Source organism: Streptomyces sp. NPDC043853, assembly GCF_056436025.1.
In genome coordinates this window covers 10509-30658 of sequence record NZ_JBWKDJ010000014.1, presented here as the reverse complement: position 1 = coordinate 30658, position 20150 = coordinate 10509, and the positions used below count along the sequence as shown (strand labels likewise).

18 protein-coding genes are annotated in these 20150 nt (G+C 72.6%); 7 read left to right on the top strand and 11 right to left on the bottom strand.

What is annotated here, in order from left to right; translation table 11 throughout:
- Positions 1-10: 10 nt before the first annotated feature.
- From AC067U_RS29615 to AC067U_RS29605, 3 genes are all read right to left on the bottom strand, one after another.
- Entirely contained in the window at positions 11-2557 is a 2547-nt protein-coding gene (locus AC067U_RS29615; RefSeq protein WP_478832870.1) for a SpoIIE family protein phosphatase, read from the bottom strand.
- 199 nt (positions 2558-2756) lie between these two features.
- Positions 2757-3455, bottom strand: a complete 699-nt coding sequence (gene fomD, locus AC067U_RS29610; protein WP_478832869.1) for a cytidylyl-2-hydroxypropylphosphonate hydrolase — start codon at positions 3453-3455, stop codon at positions 2757-2759.
- Positions 3456-3622: 167 nt separating this feature from the next.
- Entirely contained in the window at positions 3623-5014 is a 1392-nt protein-coding gene (locus AC067U_RS29605) for a class II fumarate hydratase (protein ID WP_478832868.1), read from the bottom strand.
- A gap of 106 nt (positions 5015-5120) precedes the next feature.
- Between AC067U_RS29605 and AC067U_RS29600 the strand changes: the two genes are divergently transcribed.
- Complete coding sequence (locus AC067U_RS29600; protein ID WP_478832867.1) at positions 5121-6674, top strand: ricin-type beta-trefoil lectin domain protein; 1554 nt, start codon at positions 5121-5123, stop codon at positions 6672-6674.
- Between the two features lie 84 nt (positions 6675-6758).
- Here the strand turns inward: AC067U_RS29600 and AC067U_RS29595 are convergent, their stop codons facing one another.
- Both AC067U_RS29595 and AC067U_RS29590 read right to left on the bottom strand, forming a co-directional pair.
- Positions 6759-7358, bottom strand: coding sequence for a hypothetical protein (locus AC067U_RS29595; protein WP_478832866.1), 600 nt, complete (start codon positions 7356-7358; stop codon positions 6759-6761).
- Between the two features lie 135 nt (positions 7359-7493).
- The gene (locus tag AC067U_RS29590; RefSeq protein ID WP_478832865.1) at positions 7494-8291 is read right to left on the bottom strand and encodes a glycerophosphodiester phosphodiesterase; all 798 of its coding nucleotides are present in this window, start codon (positions 8289-8291) and stop codon (positions 7494-7496) included.
- A 53-nt stretch (positions 8292-8344) separates the two neighbouring features.
- Between AC067U_RS29590 and AC067U_RS29585 the strand changes: the two genes are divergently transcribed.
- Positions 8345-8704 (top strand): hypothetical protein, encoded by a 360-nt coding sequence (locus AC067U_RS29585; RefSeq protein WP_478832864.1) that lies wholly within the window; start codon positions 8345-8347, stop codon positions 8702-8704.
- Positions 8705-8751: 47 nt separating this feature from the next.
- On the opposite strand, the gene AC067U_RS29580 is transcribed toward AC067U_RS29585, so the two are convergent.
- Positions 8752-10419: a fumarate hydratase gene (locus AC067U_RS29580; protein ID WP_478832863.1), complete on the bottom strand. Its 1668-nt coding sequence runs from the start codon at positions 10417-10419 to the stop codon at positions 8752-8754.
- A gap of 170 nt (positions 10420-10589) precedes the next feature.
- Here AC067U_RS29580 and AC067U_RS29575 point away from each other — a divergent pair, with 170 nt between their 5' ends.
- Entirely contained in the window at positions 10590-11273 is a 684-nt protein-coding gene (locus tag AC067U_RS29575) for a DUF1707 SHOCT-like domain-containing protein (RefSeq protein ID WP_478832862.1), read from the top strand.
- Between the two features lie 156 nt (positions 11274-11429).
- Positions 11430-11807: a WhiB family transcriptional regulator gene (locus AC067U_RS29570; protein ID WP_478832861.1), complete on the top strand. Its 378-nt coding sequence runs from the start codon at positions 11430-11432 to the stop codon at positions 11805-11807.
- Between the two features lie 165 nt (positions 11808-11972).
- On the opposite strand, the gene glpX is transcribed toward AC067U_RS29570, so the two are convergent.
- Positions 11973-13007 carry a class II fructose-bisphosphatase gene (gene glpX / locus AC067U_RS29565; protein WP_478832860.1) on the bottom strand — a complete coding sequence of 345 codons (1035 nt, stop codon included), beginning with the start codon at positions 13005-13007 and terminating at the stop codon, positions 11973-11975.
- 273 nt (positions 13008-13280) lie between these two features.
- On the opposite strand from glpX, the gene AC067U_RS29560 reads away from it, so the two are divergent.
- Positions 13281-13796 (top strand): DUF4245 domain-containing protein, encoded by a 516-nt coding sequence (locus tag AC067U_RS29560; RefSeq protein ID WP_478833020.1) that lies wholly within the window; start codon positions 13281-13283, stop codon positions 13794-13796.
- A 151-nt stretch (positions 13797-13947) separates the two neighbouring features.
- Here the strand turns inward: AC067U_RS29560 and AC067U_RS29555 are convergent, their stop codons facing one another.
- From AC067U_RS29555 to AC067U_RS29540, 4 genes are all read right to left on the bottom strand, one after another.
- Entirely contained in the window at positions 13948-14541 is a 594-nt protein-coding gene (locus AC067U_RS29555; RefSeq protein WP_478832859.1) for a malonic semialdehyde reductase, read from the bottom strand.
- A 135-nt stretch (positions 14542-14676) separates the two neighbouring features.
- Positions 14677-14904, bottom strand: a complete 228-nt coding sequence (locus AC067U_RS29550) for an exodeoxyribonuclease VII small subunit (RefSeq protein WP_478832858.1) — start codon at positions 14902-14904, stop codon at positions 14677-14679.
- A 51-nt stretch (positions 14905-14955) separates the two neighbouring features.
- Positions 14956-16176 carry an exodeoxyribonuclease VII large subunit gene (gene xseA / locus AC067U_RS29545; RefSeq protein WP_478832857.1) on the bottom strand — a complete coding sequence of 407 codons (1221 nt, stop codon included), beginning with the start codon at positions 16174-16176 and terminating at the stop codon, positions 14956-14958.
- Between the two features lie 161 nt (positions 16177-16337).
- A complete protein-coding gene (locus AC067U_RS29540) occupies positions 16338-17732 on the bottom strand; it encodes an APC family permease (protein ID WP_478832856.1) in 1395 nt (464 codons plus the stop codon).
- Between the two features lie 86 nt (positions 17733-17818).
- On the opposite strand from AC067U_RS29540, the gene AC067U_RS29535 reads away from it, so the two are divergent.
- On the top strand, positions 17819-18823 hold the full coding sequence (locus AC067U_RS29535) for a 4-hydroxy-3-methylbut-2-enyl diphosphate reductase (protein ID WP_478832855.1): 1005 nt from the start codon (positions 17819-17821) through the stop codon (positions 18821-18823).
- 21 nt (positions 18824-18844) lie between these two features.
- On the top strand, positions 18845-19597 hold the full coding sequence (gene ppgK, locus AC067U_RS29530) for a polyphosphate--glucose phosphotransferase (RefSeq protein ID WP_478832854.1): 753 nt from the start codon (positions 18845-18847) through the stop codon (positions 19595-19597).
- Positions 19598-20150: the final 553 nt, after the last annotated feature.

Genomic DNA, 20150 nt, shown 5'->3' with positions numbered 1-20150 from the left:
CCCGTCTCGCTCAGCCGCGCCCGCCCCCGGGCAGCGTCAGCTCGAACCAGACCACCTTGCCGCTGCTCAGCCGGGTCGCGCCCCAGCGCCGGGCCAGCCGGTTGACCAGGAACAGGCCGCGCCCGCCCTCGTCGGTCTCCCGGGCCCGGCGCTGCCGCGGCAGCTGCGGGGAGTCGTCCCCGACCTCGCAGCGCAGCACGTCCGTACGCAGCAGACGCAGCGTCACCGGCCGTTCCGCGTACCGGACGGCGTTCGTGACCACCTCGCTGACCAGCAGCTCCACCGAGTCCTCCAGCTCCTCCAGGCCCCACCGCGACAGCGCGCGGCGGGCGAACCGGCGGGCCCGGCCCGGAGCGGTCTCCTCCGGGTCCAGGAACCAGTAGGCGACGTCGCTGGGCGCGATCCCGTCGAAACGGGCCGCGAGCAGCGCGATGTCGTCGTCCCGGTCACCCGGCCCCAGCATGTCGAGGATGTCGTCGCAGAGCGCCTCCAGCGGCGGCGGATGGTCCAGCCCGGTCAGCTGGGCCGTGGTGGCCAGCCGCTCGCGGAGCTGCTCGATGCCCGTCCACACGTCACGCAGCCGGGACTCCACCAGGCCGTCGGTGTACAGCAGCAGGGTGGCCCCGGCCGGGGCGTCCAGCTCCACCGCCTCGAAGTCCACACCGCCCACGCCGATCGGGGCGCCCGGCGGCACCCGGAGCACCTCGGCCCGCCCGCCCAGGTGCAGCAGCACCGGCGGCGGGTGGCCCGCGTTGGCGATGGTGATCCGGTGCGACACCGGGTCGTAGACGGCGTACAGGCAGGTGGCCATCCGGTCCGAGCCGAGCCGCTGGGCCTGCTCGTCGAGGTGGTGCAGCACCTCGCCCGGCGGCAGGTCGAGCTGGGCCAGGGTCTGCGCGGTGGTGCGCAGCTGGCCCATGATCGCGGCGGAGGTCATGGAGTGCCCCATGACGTCGCCGACGACGAGCGCGACTCGGCTCCCGGGAAGCGGTATGGCGTCGTACCAGTCGCCGCCCACCCGGGCGGTCTCGGCCGCGGGCAGGTAGCGCGAGGCCAGCCGCACCCCGGTGGGCTGGGGCAGGCTGTCCGGCAGCATGGTGCGCTGCAGCTCGTCGGCGATGTACGCCTCGCGGCCGTAGAGCACCGCCTTGTCGATGCCGAGCGCGGTGTGCGTGGCCAGCTGCGCCGCGACGAGCAGGTCGTTCGCCTCGAACGCGGGCCGCTCGGGGCTGCGCAGGAACACGGCCGCGCCGATCACCCGGCGGCGGCCGCGCAGCGGCGCCAGCACCGCCCGCTGGCCGCTCGGCAGCGGGTGCTCCGCGCCGAGCAGCTCCGGCAGTGCGGCCCGGGCCGCGGCGGAGTCGCCGAACACCGGCCGGACCCCGCGCAGCACCTCGGCGAGCGCGCCGCCCGGCCGGATCTCGCAGAGTTCGGCCGCGGGCAGGTCGCCCTGCGGGCCGACGAGCGGAAGCTGGCTGAAGTCGAGCTCTCCGGCGCCCCCCGCGGCCCCGGCGAGTTCGAGCCCGGTCCCGAGCTCGTCGATCGGCCTCAGCCGGTCGGTACGGCGAAGCCTTAAGACGACCGGACCGACCGGGCGTTCGTCGCCGACCGGGAGCGGGTCGCGCAGGTAGACCAGGATCGCGTCGGAGAAGGTCGGCACGGTGGCCCGGCACAGGCCGAGCACGATCTCGTCGAGGTCGATGCCGCGGGCGATGCGGCGGGTGGCCGCCCCCACGAACCGCAGCCGGTCGCCTTCCCGGCGGGCCGCGGTGATCTCCGCGCCGACCGGTGTCCCGGGCCTTCCGGAGCCGGAGCCGTTGGCGCCGTGGGCGTCGGCCGTGCCGAGCACGGGCGCGTGGGGCGCGTCCAGGCCGTCGTGGCCCTCCGTCGCTGCGTGGCCGTCCGGCAGCGCCGTGGCCTCGCCGCGCGGCGCCGGTACGCCGCCGTGTCCGCCCGGTCCGGCGGGGTCACCGGGCGCGGTGGCCGCGTTCCGCGCGGCGGCGGCGTCACGGGTGCGCGCTCCGTCCGCGCAGTCGCTGCCGCTGGTGCCGTCCGTGCCGCTGGTGCCGTCCGTGCCTTCGCCGTCGGCCGTGCCGCCCGCGCCGTGCGAGCCGGATCCGGTCTCCCCGGCCCCGGCCCCGGCGTTCCGCGCGGCCGCGGCGTCGCGGGACTCCGGCTCCGGCGACGCCGCGCCGGGCGGGCCGCCGGCGGCGTGCCGGGCGGGCGGGATCGAGCCGGGCAGGGCGATGGGGACGGCTCCGGCGGGCCTGCCGCCCGGCACGCCGGTGTCCGGTCCGTCGAGGCCGTCGGGGCCTGCCGTGAGCCCCTCGCGCGAGCGGGCGCCGGCGGGCCCGTCGCCCGGGGCGGGCGCCTTGCCGTGTCCGAGGTCGTCCCGGTCGGCCGGGGGCAGCGGCGCGGCGGCGCTCTGCGCGCCCGCCGCGGACGCGGGCACGGCCTGCGTGCCCGGACCCCGCCGCGTCCTGCGCGGCCCCGGCACGTCGGAGCTGCCCGCCGCGGCAGACTGCGGGCCCTCGTGGGAGGTGGGGTACTCCGTCACGCGTGGAATTCCGTCCGTTCGCGCTCGATGTGCGCTGCACTCAACTCGGTCAGTCGCGGTATACCCGCTCAGCGGCGGGGGCACCGTCACCCCCGGGTACCGCTTCCCGCTCGTTACCAAGTCCCGCGCGCAGCATGCCAATTACGCAGCCTTGCGGAGGACGATCCTACGTTTGAACCCCGGGGGCGCATCAAGGGTCTCATGAGGTCATATGCGCCGGAGTTTGATCCCAGTCCTCGGGCAGAACCGGAACCTGCCAGCTCGGATCCGGTCTCCAGTCCTGCCATCCGGAGGAGAAGGGAGCCCCCCAGGAGTCGATCAGCTCGGCCGCCGCGGCGCCCGCCGCGCGCACCCGGCCGGCCTCCTCGAGGCTCATCAGACCGGCCAGCTGGGCCTGCGCGAACTCGTCCTCGTCCAGCCACTGCCAGCTGCGGTCGGGATAGACCGCGATGTCGAGGAAGTGGTCCTCGGAGTCGACCCCGCCGTCCCACCGGACGCGCGGCGACTCCAGGTTCACGTACCAGTTCCTGAACTCCCAGCCGGGCCCCCAGAACAGCCACACCGACCACGGGTCGCCGGGCCGGGCCAGCTTGAGCACGCCCTCGCCGGACCAATGCGCGCGCGCCGTGGTCCGCTTGGCCGTGTAGCGGGTGGCGAGCGGCTCCCGGCTCACCGCACCCCCGTCGGCCAGCACCGGCTTGACGCACTCGGTGCCGGGGGCCATCCACACGGCCAGCAGGTCCTCGGTGTCCTCGACCACCGTCACCGGCCGGCAGATGTGCACCTGGCCGTCCACGCCCGGGGAGTGGTCGCGGTAGCGCCAGAGGATGTGCTCTCCCGGCGCCCAGTGCGCGTAACGGGTCCCCCGCGTGCTCCGCGCCTCGTCGGTACCTTCCATGCGCAGATAGTAGGCGCGGGCCTCCCCGGGCCGCTGCGGTGCAGGTCACTGGGGGTCACCCGGGGGGAGTCAGGGGGAGCGGGCGGGGGTGCCGGACCGGCCGGAAACGAGTGCTCCCGGAGCTGTTCCGGGAACCGCCCGGGCCGGCCGGCGGCGCCGGCGACAGCTCAGGGCCGGGTCATCCGGAGCACGTCCAGTGCCCGGTCGAGCTCCTCCAGGGTGAGGTCGCCGCGGTCGACGTAGCCCTCCTCCAGCACGACCTCCCGGATCGTCTTCCGTTCCGCGAGGGACTTCTTGGCGACCTTGGCCGCCTCCTCGTAGCCGATGTACCGGTTCAGCGGGGTCACCACGGAGGGTGAGGATTCCGCGTACTCCCTGGCCCGCTCGGTGTTGACGGTGATCCCGGCGACCGTGCGGTCGGCGAGCAGGCGGCTCGCCGCGCCGAGGAGCCGGACGGATTCGAGGAGGTTACGGGCCATCACGGGGAGCATCACATTGAGTTCGAAGTTCCCGGCCGCGCCCGCCACGGCGACGGTGGTGTCGTTCCCGGTCACCTGGGCGGCCACCATCAACACCGCCTCGGGGACCACCGGATTGACCTTCCCCGGCATGATCGAGGATCCGGGCTGGAGGTCCGGCAGATTGATTTCGGCCAATCCTGTGCGCGGGCCGGAGGCCATCCAGCGCAGATCGTTGGCGATCTTGGTGAGTGAGACCGCGATCGTACGGAGCATCCCGGAGGTCTCCACCAGGGCGTCCCGCGCGCCCTGGGCCTCGAAGTGGTTGCGGGCCTCGGTCAGCGGCAGCCCGGTGTCCCCGGCCACCTCGGCGATCACTTCCTCCGAGAAGCCCATCGGGGTGTTGATGCCGGTGCCCACGGCGGTGCCGCCCAGGGGCAGTTCGGCGAGCCGCGGCAGGGCCGCCTCCAGGCGCTCGATGCCGTAGTGGATCTGGGCGGCGTACCCGCCGAACTCCTGGCCCACGGTGACCGGGGTGGCGTCCATCAGGTGGGTGCGGCCCGCCTTGACCACCTCGGCGAACTCGGCGGACTTGTGGGACAGCGCCGTCGCCAGGTGCCGCAGGGCCGGGATCAGCTCCTGGGTGACGGCGGCGGTGGCGGCGATGTGGATGGACGAGGGGAACACGTCGTTGGAGCTCTGCGAGGCGTTGACGTGGTCGTTGGGGTGGACCTCCCGGCCCAGCCGCTCGGTCGCCAGGGTCGCGATCACCTCGTTCATGTTCATGTTGGACGAGGTGCCGGAGCCGGTCTGGAAGACGTCGACCGGGAAGTGGTCGTCCCAGCGCCCCTCCGCGACCTCGCCGGCCGCCGCCTCCACGGCCGCGCCGACGGCCGGATCCAGTACGCCCAGCCGGACGTTGACCCGGGCCGCCGCGGCCTTGATTCGGGCCAGCGCGGCGATGTGGGCGCGTTCCAGGCGCTGGCCGGAGATGGGGAAGTTCTCCACGGCGCGCTGGGTCTGGGCCCGCCACTTGGCGTGTGCGGGGACCTTCACCTCGCCCATGGAGTCGTGCTCGATCCGGAACTGCTCTTCGGTCATCTTCGTAGCCTCCTCTAAAAGTTGAGCAATTGTCTTGTTCGAAGTGTTCCCATCTCCCCTACCCGCCAGTAGATACCGGGGGTAACACCTATTTGGGGAGGCGTTCATGGCGCGAACCAGACCCAGACTCAGATGTACCTTCGCCACCGTCGCGGCGTTCGCGGCCGCCCTCGGGGGCGTCACCGCCATCACCCCCATGGCTCAGGCGGCCACCCCCACGGCCACCATGATCACCATGGTCAACGCGTCCGGCTCGGCGATCACTCCACTCCCGCCGGAGCTGGAGGCCGTACGGGCCGCCGAAGCCGTGAAGATCTACGGCGACTCCGCGATCCGCCCGATGGGCGAGCGCAAGACCGGGCTCATCTCGCTCGGCGACAGCGAGATATCGGGCGAGGGCATCGGCAGCTACGACCCGGCGACCAACACGCCGGACAACCAGTGCCACCGCTCGCCGGACACCGCCATCCACCGCACCGGCATCCAGGCCGACCTCACCTTCAACGTGGCCTGCTCCGGCGCGTACACCGGCAACATCCGGATCGGCGGCAACAAGCAGTACGCCGACGAGCTCGTGCAGAGCGACAGCCTGGCGGTCAAGGCCCGCAACACCCGCATCAAGATGGTCCTGCTGGTCGCCGGAGCCAACGACGACCTCCAGTTCGGCCCGGTCATGACCGACTGCGTGACCCGATGGGTGCTCAGCCAGGGCGTCTGCGAACCCAAGTACGCCCCCGGCTGGCAGGCCCGGGTCGACGGACTGCGACCCAAGGTCGAGGCCACGGTCGCCGACCTCAAGACCGTCATGCGGAACGCCGGCTACGCCGACTCCGACTACAAGCTCGTCGTCATGGGCTACCCCAGCCCCATCGGCCCCGACTTCAACGACAACCCCAACTTCCCCGGCAAGCTGCCCGGCGGCTGCGCCGGCTACGACTCGGACGCCACCTGGGGCCGCAACCACGCCGTCCCGGCCTTCGAGAAGGGCATGCGCGAGGCGGCCCGCAACTCGGGCGCGGTCTACCTCGACAACTCCCGCCTCTTCCACGGACACGAGGTGTGCATGGAGGACACCTGGGCCCGCGGCCTCTACCTGGACCTCGGCGACCACTTCCCGTGGGACGAGAACACCACCCGCCAGTCCTTCCACCCCAACACACGGGGCCACGGCGCGTTCGCGTCCTGCCTGACCCAGCTCTACGCCTCCGGCCTGCGCGAAGCCTCCTGCGCCGACCCGGCCTCCACCGGCAACCCGGTACTGGTGCCCGGCGCCTGGGACGACCTGTACGCACCGCTGCGGAACGAGGCGACCGGCAACTGCCTCGACGCCAAGGGGGGAGCCAGCGCCAACGGCACCCAGGTCCTCGGCTGGGACTGCCACGGCGGCCGCAACCAGGGCTGGTGGTACGACCGGGCCAAGGGGTCCGTGCACCTCGAACTCACCCACGACCGCTGCCTGGACGCCCCCGGCGGCAACTACGGCGCGGGCACCGGCCTGATCCTCTGGAACTGCCACGGCGGCACCAACCAGACCTTCGTCCGTGACGGCGCCACCCTCCGCCCGGCCGCCGCGACCGGCATGTGCCTGACCCTCACCGCGGCGAAGGACCCCCTCCGCCTCCAGCCCTGCAACGGCTCCGCGAACCAGCGCTTCGCATAACCGCCGCCCACCCTTACGACCCCCCACACCCGGCCGGACCGTTCGGCCGGGTGTTTCCCCTTCCTGCCACGGCTACTGCCACGGCTACTGCCACGGGTCCTGCCACTGCGGCAGCGGGGCGGAGGCCACCTTGAACCCGCCCTCGGTCACCTTCGTGAAGGGCGCCGGGGCCATGCAGGTGCCCGCCCGGGCGAGGACCGGGTCGTGGCCCGGGTCGGCGTTGGCGATACCCCACGAGAAGCCCAGCCGGTCCGGAGCTCCGTATCGGCCGTCCTGCACGCTGATGCCGATCCGGGTGCCCTTCGAGTCGATGTTCGACTTCGTCACGACCGCCGTGAGGGTGGCCACCCCGTCACCGGTGACCAGGCAGTCCACCTCGGCCTCCGACGTGCCCACTTCGCCCGTCGCCGCCACCCGGTGGTAGACGGTGACCTTGCCCTTCGCATCCAGCGGCGACCCCTTCAGCTGCCTTCCCTCGACGCTGAAGGGACGGGTGTACGGCGCCGCCTGCGCGTCCACGCTGAACCGGATGTCATCGCCCTTCCCCGCGTACGGGAACAGCACCCGGGCGGCGCCGTGCACGGCGGCGGTACGCGGTGCGGAGGCCGGTGCGGGCGCGGCGGCCATCAGCGCCGTGACGGCGGCCAGCGCGGCGGCGGGCACGGCAAGGCTGCGGATCTTCATGCGAACTCCCCGGGTCAGGTGCCCCGTTCGGGCACAGGACAACCCTCGCCCGGGGGCATGGGGGGCAGCCATCTGCCGATCGGCCCGACCTGTGGGGCCGCGCTCTGCCGATCGGCAGAGGAGCGCATCGTCACCTCATCGGGCGTCGACGTACTCCCGCACCTCACGCGGCCGGTTGGTGATGATCGTCTCCACACCGAGGCGCAGGCACAGGTCGACGTCCTCGGGCTCGTCCACCGTCCACACCCGCACCCGCAGCCCCTTGGCCTTCAGCCGCCCCACCAGCCCCGGATCGCGCCGTACGAGGTCGATCCCCGGACCGGCGTGCCCGGCGAACGGCGGCCGCGGCGGCCGCACGGTCCGCTCGATCAGGTACACGGACGGCAGTCCGGGCGCGAGTCGGTTCAGCCGCTGCAGCGCGTTCCGCGAGAAGCTCATCACCTCGATGCGCCCCGAAGCCCCGTCGGCCAGCCCGTACGCCCGCAGCACGCGCACCAGCTCGGCTTCCAGCCGGCCGCCGGCCCGGCTCGGATGCTTGGTCTCCACCGCCAGCCCCACCGGGTACGGCGCCCCGAGCGCCAGCTCCAGCAGCTCCTCGAAGCGCAGCACCCGCGCCCCGCCGTGCCCGGGTCCCTTCCAGGCGCCGAAGTCCAGCGCGGCCAGCTCGTCGTAGGTCATCGCGGACACCACCCCGCGCCCGTCGGAGGTCCGCCCGACGCTCCGGTCGTGCACGCACACCAGCTGCCCGTCGCGGCTGAGCCGCACGTCGCACTCCAGCGCGTCGGCCCCGTCGGCGATGGCCTGCCGATAGGCGGCGAGGGTGTGCTCGGGGTGCTCGTGGGAGGCCCCCCGGTGCGCGACGACACGGACCGCGGATCGCGCGGCCGGCCCGCCCCGACCGGCCCGGGCGTAAAGGCTGGACAGCTGAGTCATGCACCCGACGTTATCGGGATGCGCCCCCGCCCCCGCTACCGCATGCTGCACGGATGGCCGAACAGTTCGTGACCTTTCACTGCGAGCCCTGCGAGGAATGCGTCCGGCAGGAGTGGCAGACCGTCGAGGACGGCCGCCTCCGCTGGTACTCCGAGGAATACTGCCCGCGCTACGTCGTCCAGGCGTGCGGTCGCGAATGGGGTGTGCCGCCGGACTTCGTCCGTGAGCGGATCATCGCCCGCGAGGGCACCGTCCGGGTCCGCATCGGAGGCCCGGACGGCGTCCCGCTCAAAGCGGCCCGCGAAATCCTCGGCCTGACCATCGCCGAGCTGAACCGGCTGCGCGTCCACGGCTACGACGCCACCCCGGTGGAGGCAGCCCTCCTGGAGTCGCACCGCACGACCGGCGCGTGAAGCGGCGGGGCGGGAGCCCCCGAGGGGCCCCGCCCCGCCGGCGGACGTTACGCCAGGCCCGGGCCGCGGACCGGGATGTGGGTGAAGGTCGGCTCCGGGGCGGGATTCTGGAAGAAGTCGTTTCCCTTGTCGTCGACGACGATGAACGCCGGGAAGTCCTCGACCTCGATCTTCCAGACGGCCTCCATGCCGAGCTCCTCGTACTCGACGACCTCGACCTTCTTGATGCAGTCCTGGGCCAGCCGGGCCGCCGGGCCGCCGATCGAGCCGAGGTAGAAGCCGCCGTGCGCGCCGCAGGCGTCGGTGACCTGCTGCGAGCGGTTGCCCTTGGCCAGCATGACCTTGGAGCCGCCCGCCGCCTGGAACTGCTCGACGTAGGAGTCCATGCGGCCGGCCGTGGTCGGGCCGAAGGAGCCGGACGCGTAGCCCTCGGGGGTCTTCGCCGGGCCCGCGTAGTAGACCGGGTGGTCCTTCAGGTACTGCGGCATGTCCTCGCCCGCGTCCAGCCGCTCCTTGATCTTGGCGTGCGCGATGTCGCGCGCCACGACCAGCGGGCCGGTCAGGGAGAGCCGCGTCTTCACCGGGTGCCGGGTGAGCGTCGCGAGGATCTCGTCCATCGGCTGGTTGAGGTCGATCTCCACCACGTCCGACGCGGCGTCCAGGTGCTCGTCCGTGGTGTCCGGCAGGAAGCGGGCCGGGTCGCGCTCCAGCTGCTCCAGGAAGACGCCCTCGGCGGTGATCTTCGCGACCGCCTGGCGGTCGGCCGAGCAGGAGACGGCGATCGCGACCGGCAGGGACGCGCCGTGGCGCGGCAGGCGGACGACGCGGACGTCGTGGCAGAAGTACTTGCCGCCGAACTGCGCGCCGATGCCGATCTTCTGCGTGAGCTCGAAGACCTGCTGCTCCAGGGCCTCGTCGCGGAAGCCGTTGCCCAGGGCGGAGCCCTCGCGGGGCAGCTCGTCGAGGTAGTGCGCGGAGGCCAGCTTCGCGGTCTTCAGCGCGTGCTCGGCCGAGGTGCCGCCGACGACGATCGCCAGGTGGTACGGCGGGCAGGCGGCCGTGCCCAGCGAACGGATCTTCTCCTCCAGGAACTTCATCATGGAGGCCTCGTTCAGGACGGCCTTGGTCTCCTGGTAGAGGAAGGACTTGTTGGCCGAGCCGCCGCCCTTGGCCATGAAGAGGAACTTGTACGCGCCGCCGTCGGTCGCGTACAGCTCGATCTGCGCGGGCAGGTTCGAGCCGGTGTTCTTCTCCTCCCACATGGTCAGCGGGGCCATCTGCGAGTAGCGCAGGTTCAGCTTCGTGTACGCGTCGTAGATCCCGCGCGAGAGGGCTTCCTCGTCACCGCCCCGGGTGAGCACGTTCTGGCCGCGCTTGCCCATCACGATGGCGGTGCCGGTGTCCTGGCACATCGGCAGCACGCCGGCCGCCGCGATGTTCGCGTTCTTCAGCAGGTCGAGGGCGACGAACTTGTCGTTCGAGGAGGCCTCGGGGTCGTCGATGATCCGGCGCAGCTGCGCGAGGTGCGCGGGCCGCAGGAAGTGCTGGATGTCGTGGATGGCCTCTTCGGCCAGCTTGCGCAGCGCCTCCGGCTCGACCTTGAGGAACGTGCGTCCGTCCGCCTCGACGGTGGACACGCCCTCGGCCGTCACCAGTCGGTAGGGGGTGGTGTCCTCGCCCAGGGGCAGCAGGTCGGTGTACGCGAACTCCGGCATTCTGTGGCCATTCCTCACTCGGCAGACAGCGCTGACGACCTATTGGCAGCGCAGCACACCAGCCTAGGACGTCGGCCTCGAAGGTCGGTATGTGAGGTAAGGCTCAGTCGGGCCCGACTCGGCTCCACTCTGTAGTATCGCGATCTATCGTGTTTGGCTATGCTGCTTCCGTGGACCTGGAAAAGCACCCCGCTGCCCCCGCCGCCGCACCCGCCGAGCTGCGCGCCTCGGACGCCGACCGCGACCGGATCTCCCGGATCCTGGGCGACGCCTTCGCGGAGGGCAGGCTCAGCGCGGAGGAACACTCCGAGCGCCTGGACACGATGTACGCGGTGAAGACCGTCGGCGAGCTGGCGGAGCTGGTGCGGGACCTGCCCGCGGACCAGGGCGGCCTCCGTCCCGGCGCCGCCGCGGGCCCGGCCGGGCAGCCGTCCCCGTACGCACCCGCCGGCGCGGGGTACTCGGAGTCCGTGGTCGCCGTCTGCAGCAGCTCCGCCCGGCGCGGCCGCTGGCGCCCCGGCCCCCGCACCCGCGCGGTGGCCGTCATGGGCGACATCACCATCGACCTCACCCAGGCCGTGTTCGAGCAGCAGCTCACCGAGATCAACGTGACCGTGGTGATGGGCAACGTGGAGATCCTGGTCCCGGAGAACGTCACCCTGCGCGGGTTCGGCAACGGGGTGCTCGGCAGCTTCGACATCCGCGGGGAGAGCCGCGGCGAAACGGATCCGCAGGCGCCGGTCGTGGTCGTCCGCGGGTTCGCCCTGCTCGGCAACATCGAGGCCCGCCCCAGACTGGGGGCCCGCCTGGTGGACCTGGCGAACCGGCTGCGCAACAAGCCCAAGGACGGCTGAGCCCGGGCGGCGTACGGCGGAGGGCGGGCGGCCGGTTCCCGGCCAGTTCACGGCCGGATCACCCCACACGGCGCATATGGGCGCGTACAGCGGGTAGGGACAGGTGCATCGTCTCGGCTCGTGAATGGCTCGTGAATACGTCGTCAGGAGTAGACCGTGCAGCATCCGCCGCATCAGTCCCTGCAGGTAGCCGCCGTCGCAGCTCTGCCCAGTCCGCGGGTGCCGTCGCGGGAAGAGGCCGGCCCATGGCACGCGGAGGCGGTGTGCAAGCGGGACGAGGCGGGACTGTTCTTCGCGCCGTCCAAGGAGCCGACCGCGGCCCGGCTGTCACGCGAGGAGGCCGCCAAGCGCGTGTGCGCCCGCTGCCCCGTCATGATCGCCTGCCGGCAGCACGCACTGCTGCAGCCCGAGCCGTACGGGGTGTGGGGCGGGCTCACCGCCGCCGAGCGCCGCGTGGTGCTGGCGCGGATGCGCCGCCGGGCCGGGGAGCTGCGGCAGCAGCCCGGCAGCGAGCCGATCGCCGCCGCTGGCTGACCGGTCCGGCGTACGCCGTGCCTGCCGTACGCCCTGCCTGCCGTGCGCCGTGCCTGCCGTACGCGGCGTGGGCCGTACGGCACGCGAAGGGGCGGCCCCCGGCGGGGGCCGCCCCTTCGCGTCGTCGCCACGGCCGACAGGCCGGTAGTCCCGGGTCTGGTGGTACTACTGCGCCTTGTCGAAGTCGATCGCGCTGTACGCGCGCAGCTTCGAGAGCCGGTGGGTGGAGTCGATCTTCCGGATCGTGCCCGACTTGGAGCGCATGACCAGCGAGGACGTGGACGCCGTCGCCGCGCGGTAGTGCACGCCGCGCAGCAGCTCGCCGTCGGTGATGCCGGTGGCGACGAAGAAGACGTTCTCGCCGGAGACCAGGTCGTTGGTGGTCAGGACGCGGTCCAGGTCGTGGCCGGCGTCGAGGGCCTTCTGGCGCTCGGCGTCGTCCTTGGGCCACAGCTTGCCCTGGATCACACCGCCGAGGCACTTTATGGCGCAGGCGGAGATGATGCCCTCGGGCGTGCCGCCGATGCCGAGCAGCAGGTCCACGCCGGTGCCCTCGCGGGCGGCCATGATGGAGCCGGCCACGTCGCCGTCCGAGATGAACTTGATGCGCGCGCCGGTCTCGCGGATCTCCTTGACGATGCCCTCGTGGCGGGGGCGGTCGAGGATCACCACGGTGACGTCCTCGACGGCCATGCCCTTGGCCTTGGCGACCCGGCGGATGTTGACCGACACGGGGGCGTTGATGTCGACGAAGTCAGCGGCCTCGGGGCCGGTGACCAGCTTGTCCATGTAGAAGACCGCGGACGGGTCGAACATGGTGCCGCGGTCGGCGGCGGCCAGCACGGCGATGGCGTTCGGCATGCCCTTGGCGTTGAGGGTGGTGCCGTCGATCGGGTCCACCGCGATGTCGACCTCGGCGCCGGTGCCGTCGCCGACCCGCTCGCCGTTGAAGAGCATCGGGGCTTCGTCCTTCTCGCCCTCGCCGATGACGACGACGCCGTTCATCGAGACGGTGGAGATCAGGGTGCGCATGGCGTTGACCGCGGCACCGTCGGCGCCGATCTTGTCGCCGCGCCCGACCCACCGGCCGGCGGCCAGGGCGGCGGCCTCGGTGACCCGGACCAGTTCCAGGGCGAGGTTGCGGTCGGGGGCCTCGGGAGAGACTTCGAGCTGGGGCGGCAGGTTGTGGTGCTCGGTCATCGGAGCGCACCTTTCTGTACGACGACGGCCGTGATGTGAGGGTGCTGGAACTCTATCGGTACGTCGACAAATTGAGCAGAGGGGGTCACGTATGAGCGGCATATCGGGCACCCGGCGGTCTCTGCGCGGCGCCCGGGGCAGTCTGCGGGGCGGCGCACGGGTCGCGCCAGAGGCGCACCGGAGGCGCATCGGAGGTCCGCCGGAGACACGCTCGAAGAGGACCCCCCGTCCGTGATCGTTCCGGCGGTACGGGACGATAGGGGCGTGGCAGGTATGAAAGGCAAGCAGACGGTCTGGGACATGGTCCGGTCGCTGGCGGTGCTCGGGGTCATCGTCGCCGGGATCTACATCTTCATCCCGCATGACGAAAAGGCCGATCCGACGCGCGTGGTCGACTACCGGGTCGAGACCATCACCGCCCGGAGGGCGGCGCCCTACCCGCTGGCCGCGCCGGTGGGCCTGCCGCAGGAGTGGCGGGCGACCTCGGTCACGTACGAGCGGAGGAACGCCGACGCCTGGCACCTGGGCTTCCTGGACCCCGAGAACCAGTACGTGGCCGTGGAGCAGTCCAGCGACCCCTCGCCGAAGTACCTTGCGGGGGTGACCCAGCAGGCGACGGCCACGGGCGGGACGCAGCAGGTCGGCGGTACGGCGTGGGAGCGCTGGGACGGCCCGAAGTACGACGCGCTGGTCCTCAAGGGTGACGGGCACGTGACGGTGGTGACCGGCACGGCCTCCTTCGAGCAGCTCGGCAAGATGGCCGCGGCGCTGGAGTTCAAGAAGGGCTGAGCGCGCCGGCGCGCGGGACCGCGGGAGCGCGGGACCGCGCACGGCGCGAGAACGAGAAGAGGCCGCCCGCCCCGGGAGAACCGGGGTGGGCGGCCTCTTGCCGCTCGGGGCCTGCCGCCGGCGTGGCTCGGGGCATGGCTCTGGGCGTGGCTCAGACGGTGGTGACGACCTCGTCGAAGCCCAGGCGCGGGGAGCGCGGGAACGGGGCGGCGTCCTCGGCCGGCTTGCCGATGTTGACGACCATCAGCGGGGTGTGGTCGTCGTCCAGGAACTCCTTCTGCAGGCCGGCGAAGTCCAGGCCGGTCATCGGGCCGGCGGCCAGGCCGGCGGCGCGCACGCCCACGATGAAGTAGGCGGCCTGCAGGGCGGCGTTCAGCAGCGCGGACTGCTCGCGGGCCGGGCGCTCGGCGAAGAAGAGGTCCTTGGCCTGCGGGAAGTGCGGGAGCAGCTGCGGGAGCTCCTCGTGGAACTCGTTGTCCGCGGCGAGTATCGCGACCAGCGGGGCGGCGGCCGTCTTGGCCTGGTTGCCCTCGGCCATGTGCTTCACCAGGCGCTCACGGGCCTCGGGGGAGCGGACCAGGGTGATCCGCAGCGGGGTCTGGTTGAAGGCGGTCGGACCGAACTTGACCAGGTCGTAGATCGCCTGGACCTGCTCCTCGGTCACCGGCTCGTCGGTGAACGAGTTGGCGGTGCGGGCCTCACGGAACAGGAGGTCCTGGGCGGCGGCGTCAAGGGCGAGGGACATCGGAAAAGCCTTCTTCCATGCGGTGGTGAAGCGATGGCACGACCTTACGCCGCGATAGATGAATTTTCAACTATCGGGGGGTGGTCCCGCTCACCACTGCCCTCGCGGCCCCCGGGGGAGCCGCACCCGCCCGCCTCAGCCCTCCTCGGAGTCCGCGGCGACCTCGCGGGCCGCCAGGGCGGAGTCCAGCCGCGCCCTGGCTCCCTCCAGCCAGTGCCGGCAGACCTTGGCGAGCTCCTCGCCGCGCTCCCAGAGCGCGAGGGACTCCTCCAGCGAGGTGCCGCCCGCCTCCAGCTTGCGGACCACCTCGATGAGCTCGTCCCGGGCCTGCTCGTACCCCAGCGCCGTCTCTGCCTCGGCCATTCCTGCCACCTTAGATGTGTTGTGCAACGAAAATATTGCCGGAGCGTGTCGTCACTCGCCGTGCCCGTCGGCCACCGACACCGGGAACTCGCCCGCCGCGACCCGCGCCCGCAGCACCTCGCCCGCGGAAACCTCCTCGGGCGACCGCACCACGTGCCCGTCCGAGCGCTGCAGCACCGCGTAGCCGCGCTCCAGCGTCGCCGCCGGCGACAGCGCCACCACCCGGGCGCGGGTGTGCGCGAGCTCCGACTCCGCCCGGTCCAGGAGGTGCCCCAGGGTCCGCCGACTGCGCCCCAGCAGCGCCTCCAGCTCGTCCTCCCGGGTCTCCACCATCCGCTGCGGATGCACGAACACCGGCCGGGCCAGCGCGTGCGCCAGGCCCCGCTCCTCCCGGTCCAGCAGACCCCGCACGGCGCGCAGGGCGCGGTCGCGCAGCTGCCGGACCCGCTCCAGCTCCTCCCCGACGTCCGGGACCACCTTCTTCGCGGCGTCGGTCGGCGTGGACGCCCGCAGATCGGCCACCAGGTCGAGCAGCGGGGAGTCCGGCTCGTGCCCGATCGCGGAGACCACCGGGGTGCGGGCCGCGGCGACCGCCCGTACGACCTGCTCGTCGGAGAACGGCAGCAGATCCTCCACGCTGCCGCCGCCGCGCGCCACGATGATCACGTCGACCTCGTCGAGGGCGTCCAGCTCCTTGACCGCCTGCACCACCTGGGGCACCGCGTGGACCCCCTGGACCGCCACGTTGCGGACCTCGAAGCGGACCGCGGGCCAGCGGCGCCGGGCGTTCTCCAGCACGTCCCGCTCGGCCGCCGAGGCCCGCCCCACCACCAGGCCGACCAGCTGCGGCAGGAACGGCAGCGGCTTCTTCCGCTCCAGGGCGAACAGACCCTCGGCGGCGAGCGAGCGCTTGAGCCGCTCCAGCCGGGCCAGCAGCTCCCCGATGCCCACCGGCCGTATCTCGAAGGCGCGCAGACTGAGCTGGCCGCGCGGCGCGTACCACTCAGGCTTGGCCAGGACGACCACCCGTGCGCCCTCCGACACCGCGTCCGCGACCTCGTCGAACACCTGCCGGTAGCAGGTCACGCTCACCGAGATGTCGTGCGACGGATCGCGCAGGGTCAGGAAGACCACCCCCGCACCCGGACGGCGCGACAGCTGGGTGATCTGCCCCTCCACCCACACCTGGCCGAGCCGCTCGATCCAGCCCCCGATGAGCCGGGACACCTGGCCGACGGGCAGCGGCGCCTCGGCCGACGTATTCAGACCCATGCACGAAGGCTAACGGGCGCCGCCGACAAGCCCCCTTGATTGAGGCCCGGTTCGCCTCCGGGGCGCCGGGAGCCGCTGCCGACGGCCGACCGTGCTCAGCCCACTCGTTCCTCACGGGCTTCCGCGCGCTCTCCCTTTCGGCGGCGGCGCGCCCCTTCGGCTCACTCGCCGGGGGATCCGCCGGGGGATCCGCCGGGGGAACCGGCCGGGCGTCGCCCGCGCTGCAGGAACAGCACCGCCAGCCCCACCGCCAGCCAGGCCCCGCCCACCACCTGGGCCGCCCCGGAGGCCTCGACGACCACCGCCAGCGTCACCGCCGCACCCAGCACCGGCACCAGCAGGTGCCGCCACCAGCTGGGCGGCCCGTCGCCCCGCTTCACCCAGAACCAGCCCACCACCGAGGCGTGCAGCAGGGTGAAGGCCACCAGCGCCCCGATGTCGACCACCGAGACCAGGTGGTCCAGCCCGTCGTCCCGGCGGGCCGCCCACACCGCGGCGACCAGCGTGATCACCGCCGCCACCAGCAGCGCCGGCCGCGGGGTGCCGCCCGAGGTGCGGGCCAGCGCGTGCGGCAGCCGTCGCTCCCGGGCCATGGCGAACAGCAGCCGCCCGGCCGCCGCCTGCCCCGCCAGCGCCGCGAAGGCCGCCCCGATCGCCTTGCTCAGCGCCACCAGGTCGCGCAGCCAGGTCCCGACGCCCGCGTCCACGGCCTCGTAGAAGGCCGGCCCCTGCAGCCCCGGGTCCGCCGTGAGCTCCGCCGCGGTGGACGGGGTGAGCAGCGCCGCCAGATAGGTCTGCGCGAAGAACAGCACGCCGGTGAGCGCCAGGCAGGACAGCAGCGCCCGCGCCACCCGCTCCGATCCTCCGGTGACCTCCTCCGCGAAGGAGGCGATCGCGTCGAACCCCAGGTACGAGAGCACGGCCACCGAGACCGCGCCGAGGACCGCCGCCGGGCTGAACCCGAGCGAGCCGTCGCCGGTCACCGGCGACAGCCAGCCGCGCCGGGCCCCGTCCTGCGCCAGCACGGTCACCGCGGCCACCAGGAACACCAGCAGGACCACGACCTCCATGGCCAGCACGACGAAGCCCACGCGCGCCGCCGCCCGTACGCCCCACAGGTTCAGCAGCGTGGTCACCACCACCGCCAGGGTCGTCCACACCCACCGGGAGACCTCCGGCACCAGCGCGTTCATCGCGATCCCGGAGAAGAGGTAGGCCACCGCCGGGATCAGCAGGTAGTCCAGCATCGCCATCCAGCCGGCGACCAGCCCCGCGCCCTCACCCAGCCCCTTTCGGGCGTACGTGAAGACCGACCCGGCCTGCGGCGCCACCCGCACCATCTGCGCGTAGGAGAACGCGGTGAAGCCCATCGCGACGGTCGCGCACACGTAGACCAGCGCGACCGCTCCGTGCGACTTGGCGTCGAGGGTGCCGAAGATGCCGACCGGGGCCATGGGGGCGATGAACAGCAGCCCGTAGACCACCAGGTCGCGGAACCCGAGGTTCCGCCGCAGCCGGTCCTGGCCGTCACGGACCTCCGCCCTGACCTCCGCCATGCTTCCTCCGGGCGACGGGGTGAACAGGATTCCGGCCCAGTCTCTGTCGGCGGACCGATCTTCGGGCTCAGCGACGCGGCCGTACGATGGTCCGTATGACTGCTCCTGCTTCGCCCGCCTCCCGTCGCCGTGTGCTGCTCGCCGCCCCCCGCGGTTACTGCGCGGGCGTCGACCGAGCCGTGATCGCCGTCGAGAAGGCCCTCGAGCAGTACGGCGCTCCGGTCTACGTCCGCCACGAGATCGTGCACAACAAGTACGTCGTCCAGACGCTGGAGAAGAAGGGCGCCATCTTCGTCGAGCGGACCGAGGAGGTCCCGCCCGGCAACATCGTGATGTTCTCCGCCCACGGCGTGGCCCCCGTGGTGCACGAGGAGGCCGCCCGCGGCAAGCTCGCGACCATCGACGCGACCTGCCCGCTGGTCACCAAGGTGCACAAGGAGGCCATCCGCTACGCGAACGAGGACTTCGACATCCTCCTGATCGGCCACGAGGGCCACGAGGAGGTCATCGGCACCTCCGGCGAGGCCCCCGACCACATCACGATCGTCGACGGCCCGCACGACGTGGACAAGGTCACCGTCCGGGACGAGTCCAAGGTCGTCTGGCTCTCCCAGACCACCCTGTCGGTCGACGAGACCATGGAGACCGTCGACGCGCTGAAGACGAAGTTCCCGCTCCTCGTCTCCCCGCCGAGCGACGACATCTGCTACGCCACCTCGAACCGCCAGGCAGCCGTCAAGGTGATGGGCGCGGACTCCGACCTGGTCATCGTGGTCGGCTCCAAGAACTCCTCGAACTCCATCCGGCTCGTCGAGGTCGCCAAGGACGCCGGCGCCAAGGCCGCCCACCTGGTCGACTTCGCGAGCGAGATCGACGAGGCATGGCTGGAAGGCGTCACCACGATCGGCCTCACCTCCGGCGCCTCGGTTCCCGAGGTCCTGGTCGAAGAGGTCCTCGAATGGCTGGCCGAGCGCGGCTACGCCGACGTCGAGATCGTCAAGACGGCGGAGGAGTCGATCACCTTCTCCCTGCCCAAGGAGCTGCGCCGCGACCTGCGCGCCGAGGCGGCGGAACTGGTCGCCGACGAGTAACTCCTTTCGTACGGTATGTCCATGCAGATGACGCAGATCATGGGCGTGGACATCGGCGGGTCCGGCATCAAGGGCGCGCCCGTGGACCTGGCGCACGGCGAACTGGTGGCAGAGCGCCACAAAGTACTGACACCGCACCCGGCCACCCCCGAGGGGGTGGCCGGATGCGTCGCAGAGGTGGTCCGGGCCTTCGACTGGTCAGGCCCGGTCGGAATCACCTTCCCGGGGGTGGTCACGGGCGGGATCACCCGTTCCGCGGCCAACGTGGACAAGTCCTGGATCGACCTGGACGCGCGGGCGCTGCTCTCCCGGCAGCTCGACGGGCTGCCGGTGACGGTCCTCAACGACGCGGACGCGGCGGGCGTCGCCGAGATGACGTACGGCGCGGGCCGCGGCCGCCAGGGCACGGTCATCCTGCTCACCCTGGGCACGGGCATCGGCAGCGCCCTCTTCACCAACGGCCACCTGGTCCCCAACACCGAGCTCGGCCACCTGGAACTGCACGGGCACGACGCGGAGACGCGGGCCTCGGTGAAGGCCAAGGAAGACGGCGAGCTGAGCTGGGAACGCTGGGCCAAGCGGCTGCACAAGTACCTGGCCCACGTGGAGATGCTCTTCTCCCCGGACCTCTTCATCCTGGGCGGCGGCGTCAGCCGCAAACCCGAGAAGTTCCTCCCCCTGATCACCGGCATCCGCGCCGAAATCCTCCCGGCCCAGCTGCAGAACAACGCGGGCATCGTAGGCGCGGCGATGGCCGCCCGAGACGGCCAATAGCCCCCGCCGAGGCCCGGGCGGCCTCCGCCGAGGTGCGGGCAGGCAGCTCCGCTGAGGTGTGGGCAGGCGTTCCGCAGGGCGGAACGGGTGGGCACACCGGAACGCCGCCCAGCGGGCTCGCTCCGGCCCCACCGAAGCGTTGCCTCGGCTCCGGCCGCAGCGCCGCCCGGCCAGCTCGGTGGCTTTGCCGGACCCGGCACCGCCCGGAGCGGAGCTCCACCCGGACGGGGTCCGGACCGCAGCCGGACCGGGGTGCGGGGTGGCTGCGCGAGCCCTCGCGGGACCGGGGTGCCGTGTGCCCACCCTCCCGCAAGCTCTCGACTTCGCTCGAGCAGGGGGGACCCCCATCGCCCTGCGGCACGACTGCCCGCACGGCCGGCGGGACGGGGCCGCCCGTCCTACCCCCCACGGCCGTGGAACGGCCGGCACCCACACGGCCAGCGGCGAGCGGCCGACGCGACTGCCCGCACGGCCGGCGGGACGGGGCCGCCCGTCCTACCCCCCACGGCCGTGGAACGGCCGGCACCCACACGGCCAGCGGCGAGCGGCCGAC

Coding starts and splice junctions, on each gene's coding strand:
- fomD (WP_478832869.1), bottom strand. CDS start 3,455: ATGGAAGGTACCGACGAGGCGCGGAGCACGCGGGGGACCCGTTACGCG.
- AC067U_RS29605 (WP_478832868.1), bottom strand. CDS start 5,014: ATGACCGAAGAGCAGTTCCGGATCGAGCACGACTCCATGGGCGAGGTG.
- AC067U_RS29600 (WP_478832867.1), top strand. CDS start 5,121: ATGGCGCGAACCAGACCCAGACTCAGATGTACCTTCGCCACCGTCGCG.
- AC067U_RS29595 (WP_478832866.1), bottom strand. CDS start 7,358: ATGAAGATCCGCAGCCTTGCCGTGCCCGCCGCCGCGCTGGCCGCCGTC.
- AC067U_RS29590 (WP_478832865.1), bottom strand. CDS start 8,291: ATGACTCAGCTGTCCAGCCTTTACGCCCGGGCCGGTCGGGGCGGGCCG.
- AC067U_RS29585 (WP_478832864.1), top strand. CDS start 8,345: ATGGCCGAACAGTTCGTGACCTTTCACTGCGAGCCCTGCGAGGAATGC.
- AC067U_RS29580 (WP_478832863.1), bottom strand. CDS start 10,419: ATGCCGGAGTTCGCGTACACCGACCTGCTGCCCCTGGGCGAGGACACC.
- glpX (WP_478832860.1), bottom strand. CDS start 13,007: ATGACCGAGCACCACAACCTGCCGCCCCAGCTCGAAGTCTCTCCCGAG.
- AC067U_RS29560 (WP_478833020.1), top strand. CDS start 13,281: ATGAAAGGCAAGCAGACGGTCTGGGACATGGTCCGGTCGCTGGCGGTG.
- AC067U_RS29555 (WP_478832859.1), bottom strand. CDS start 14,541: ATGTCCCTCGCCCTTGACGCCGCCGCCCAGGACCTCCTGTTCCGTGAG.
- AC067U_RS29550 (WP_478832858.1), bottom strand. CDS start 14,904: ATGGCCGAGGCAGAGACGGCGCTGGGGTACGAGCAGGCCCGGGACGAG.
- xseA (WP_478832857.1), bottom strand. CDS start 16,176: ATGGGTCTGAATACGTCGGCCGAGGCGCCGCTGCCCGTCGGCCAGGTG.
- AC067U_RS29540 (WP_478832856.1), bottom strand. CDS start 17,732: ATGGCGGAGGTCAGGGCGGAGGTCCGTGACGGCCAGGACCGGCTGCGG.
- AC067U_RS29535 (WP_478832855.1), top strand. CDS start 17,819: ATGGTCCGTATGACTGCTCCTGCTTCGCCCGCCTCCCGTCGCCGTGTG.
- ppgK (WP_478832854.1), top strand. CDS start 18,845: ATGCAGATGACGCAGATCATGGGCGTGGACATCGGCGGGTCCGGCATC.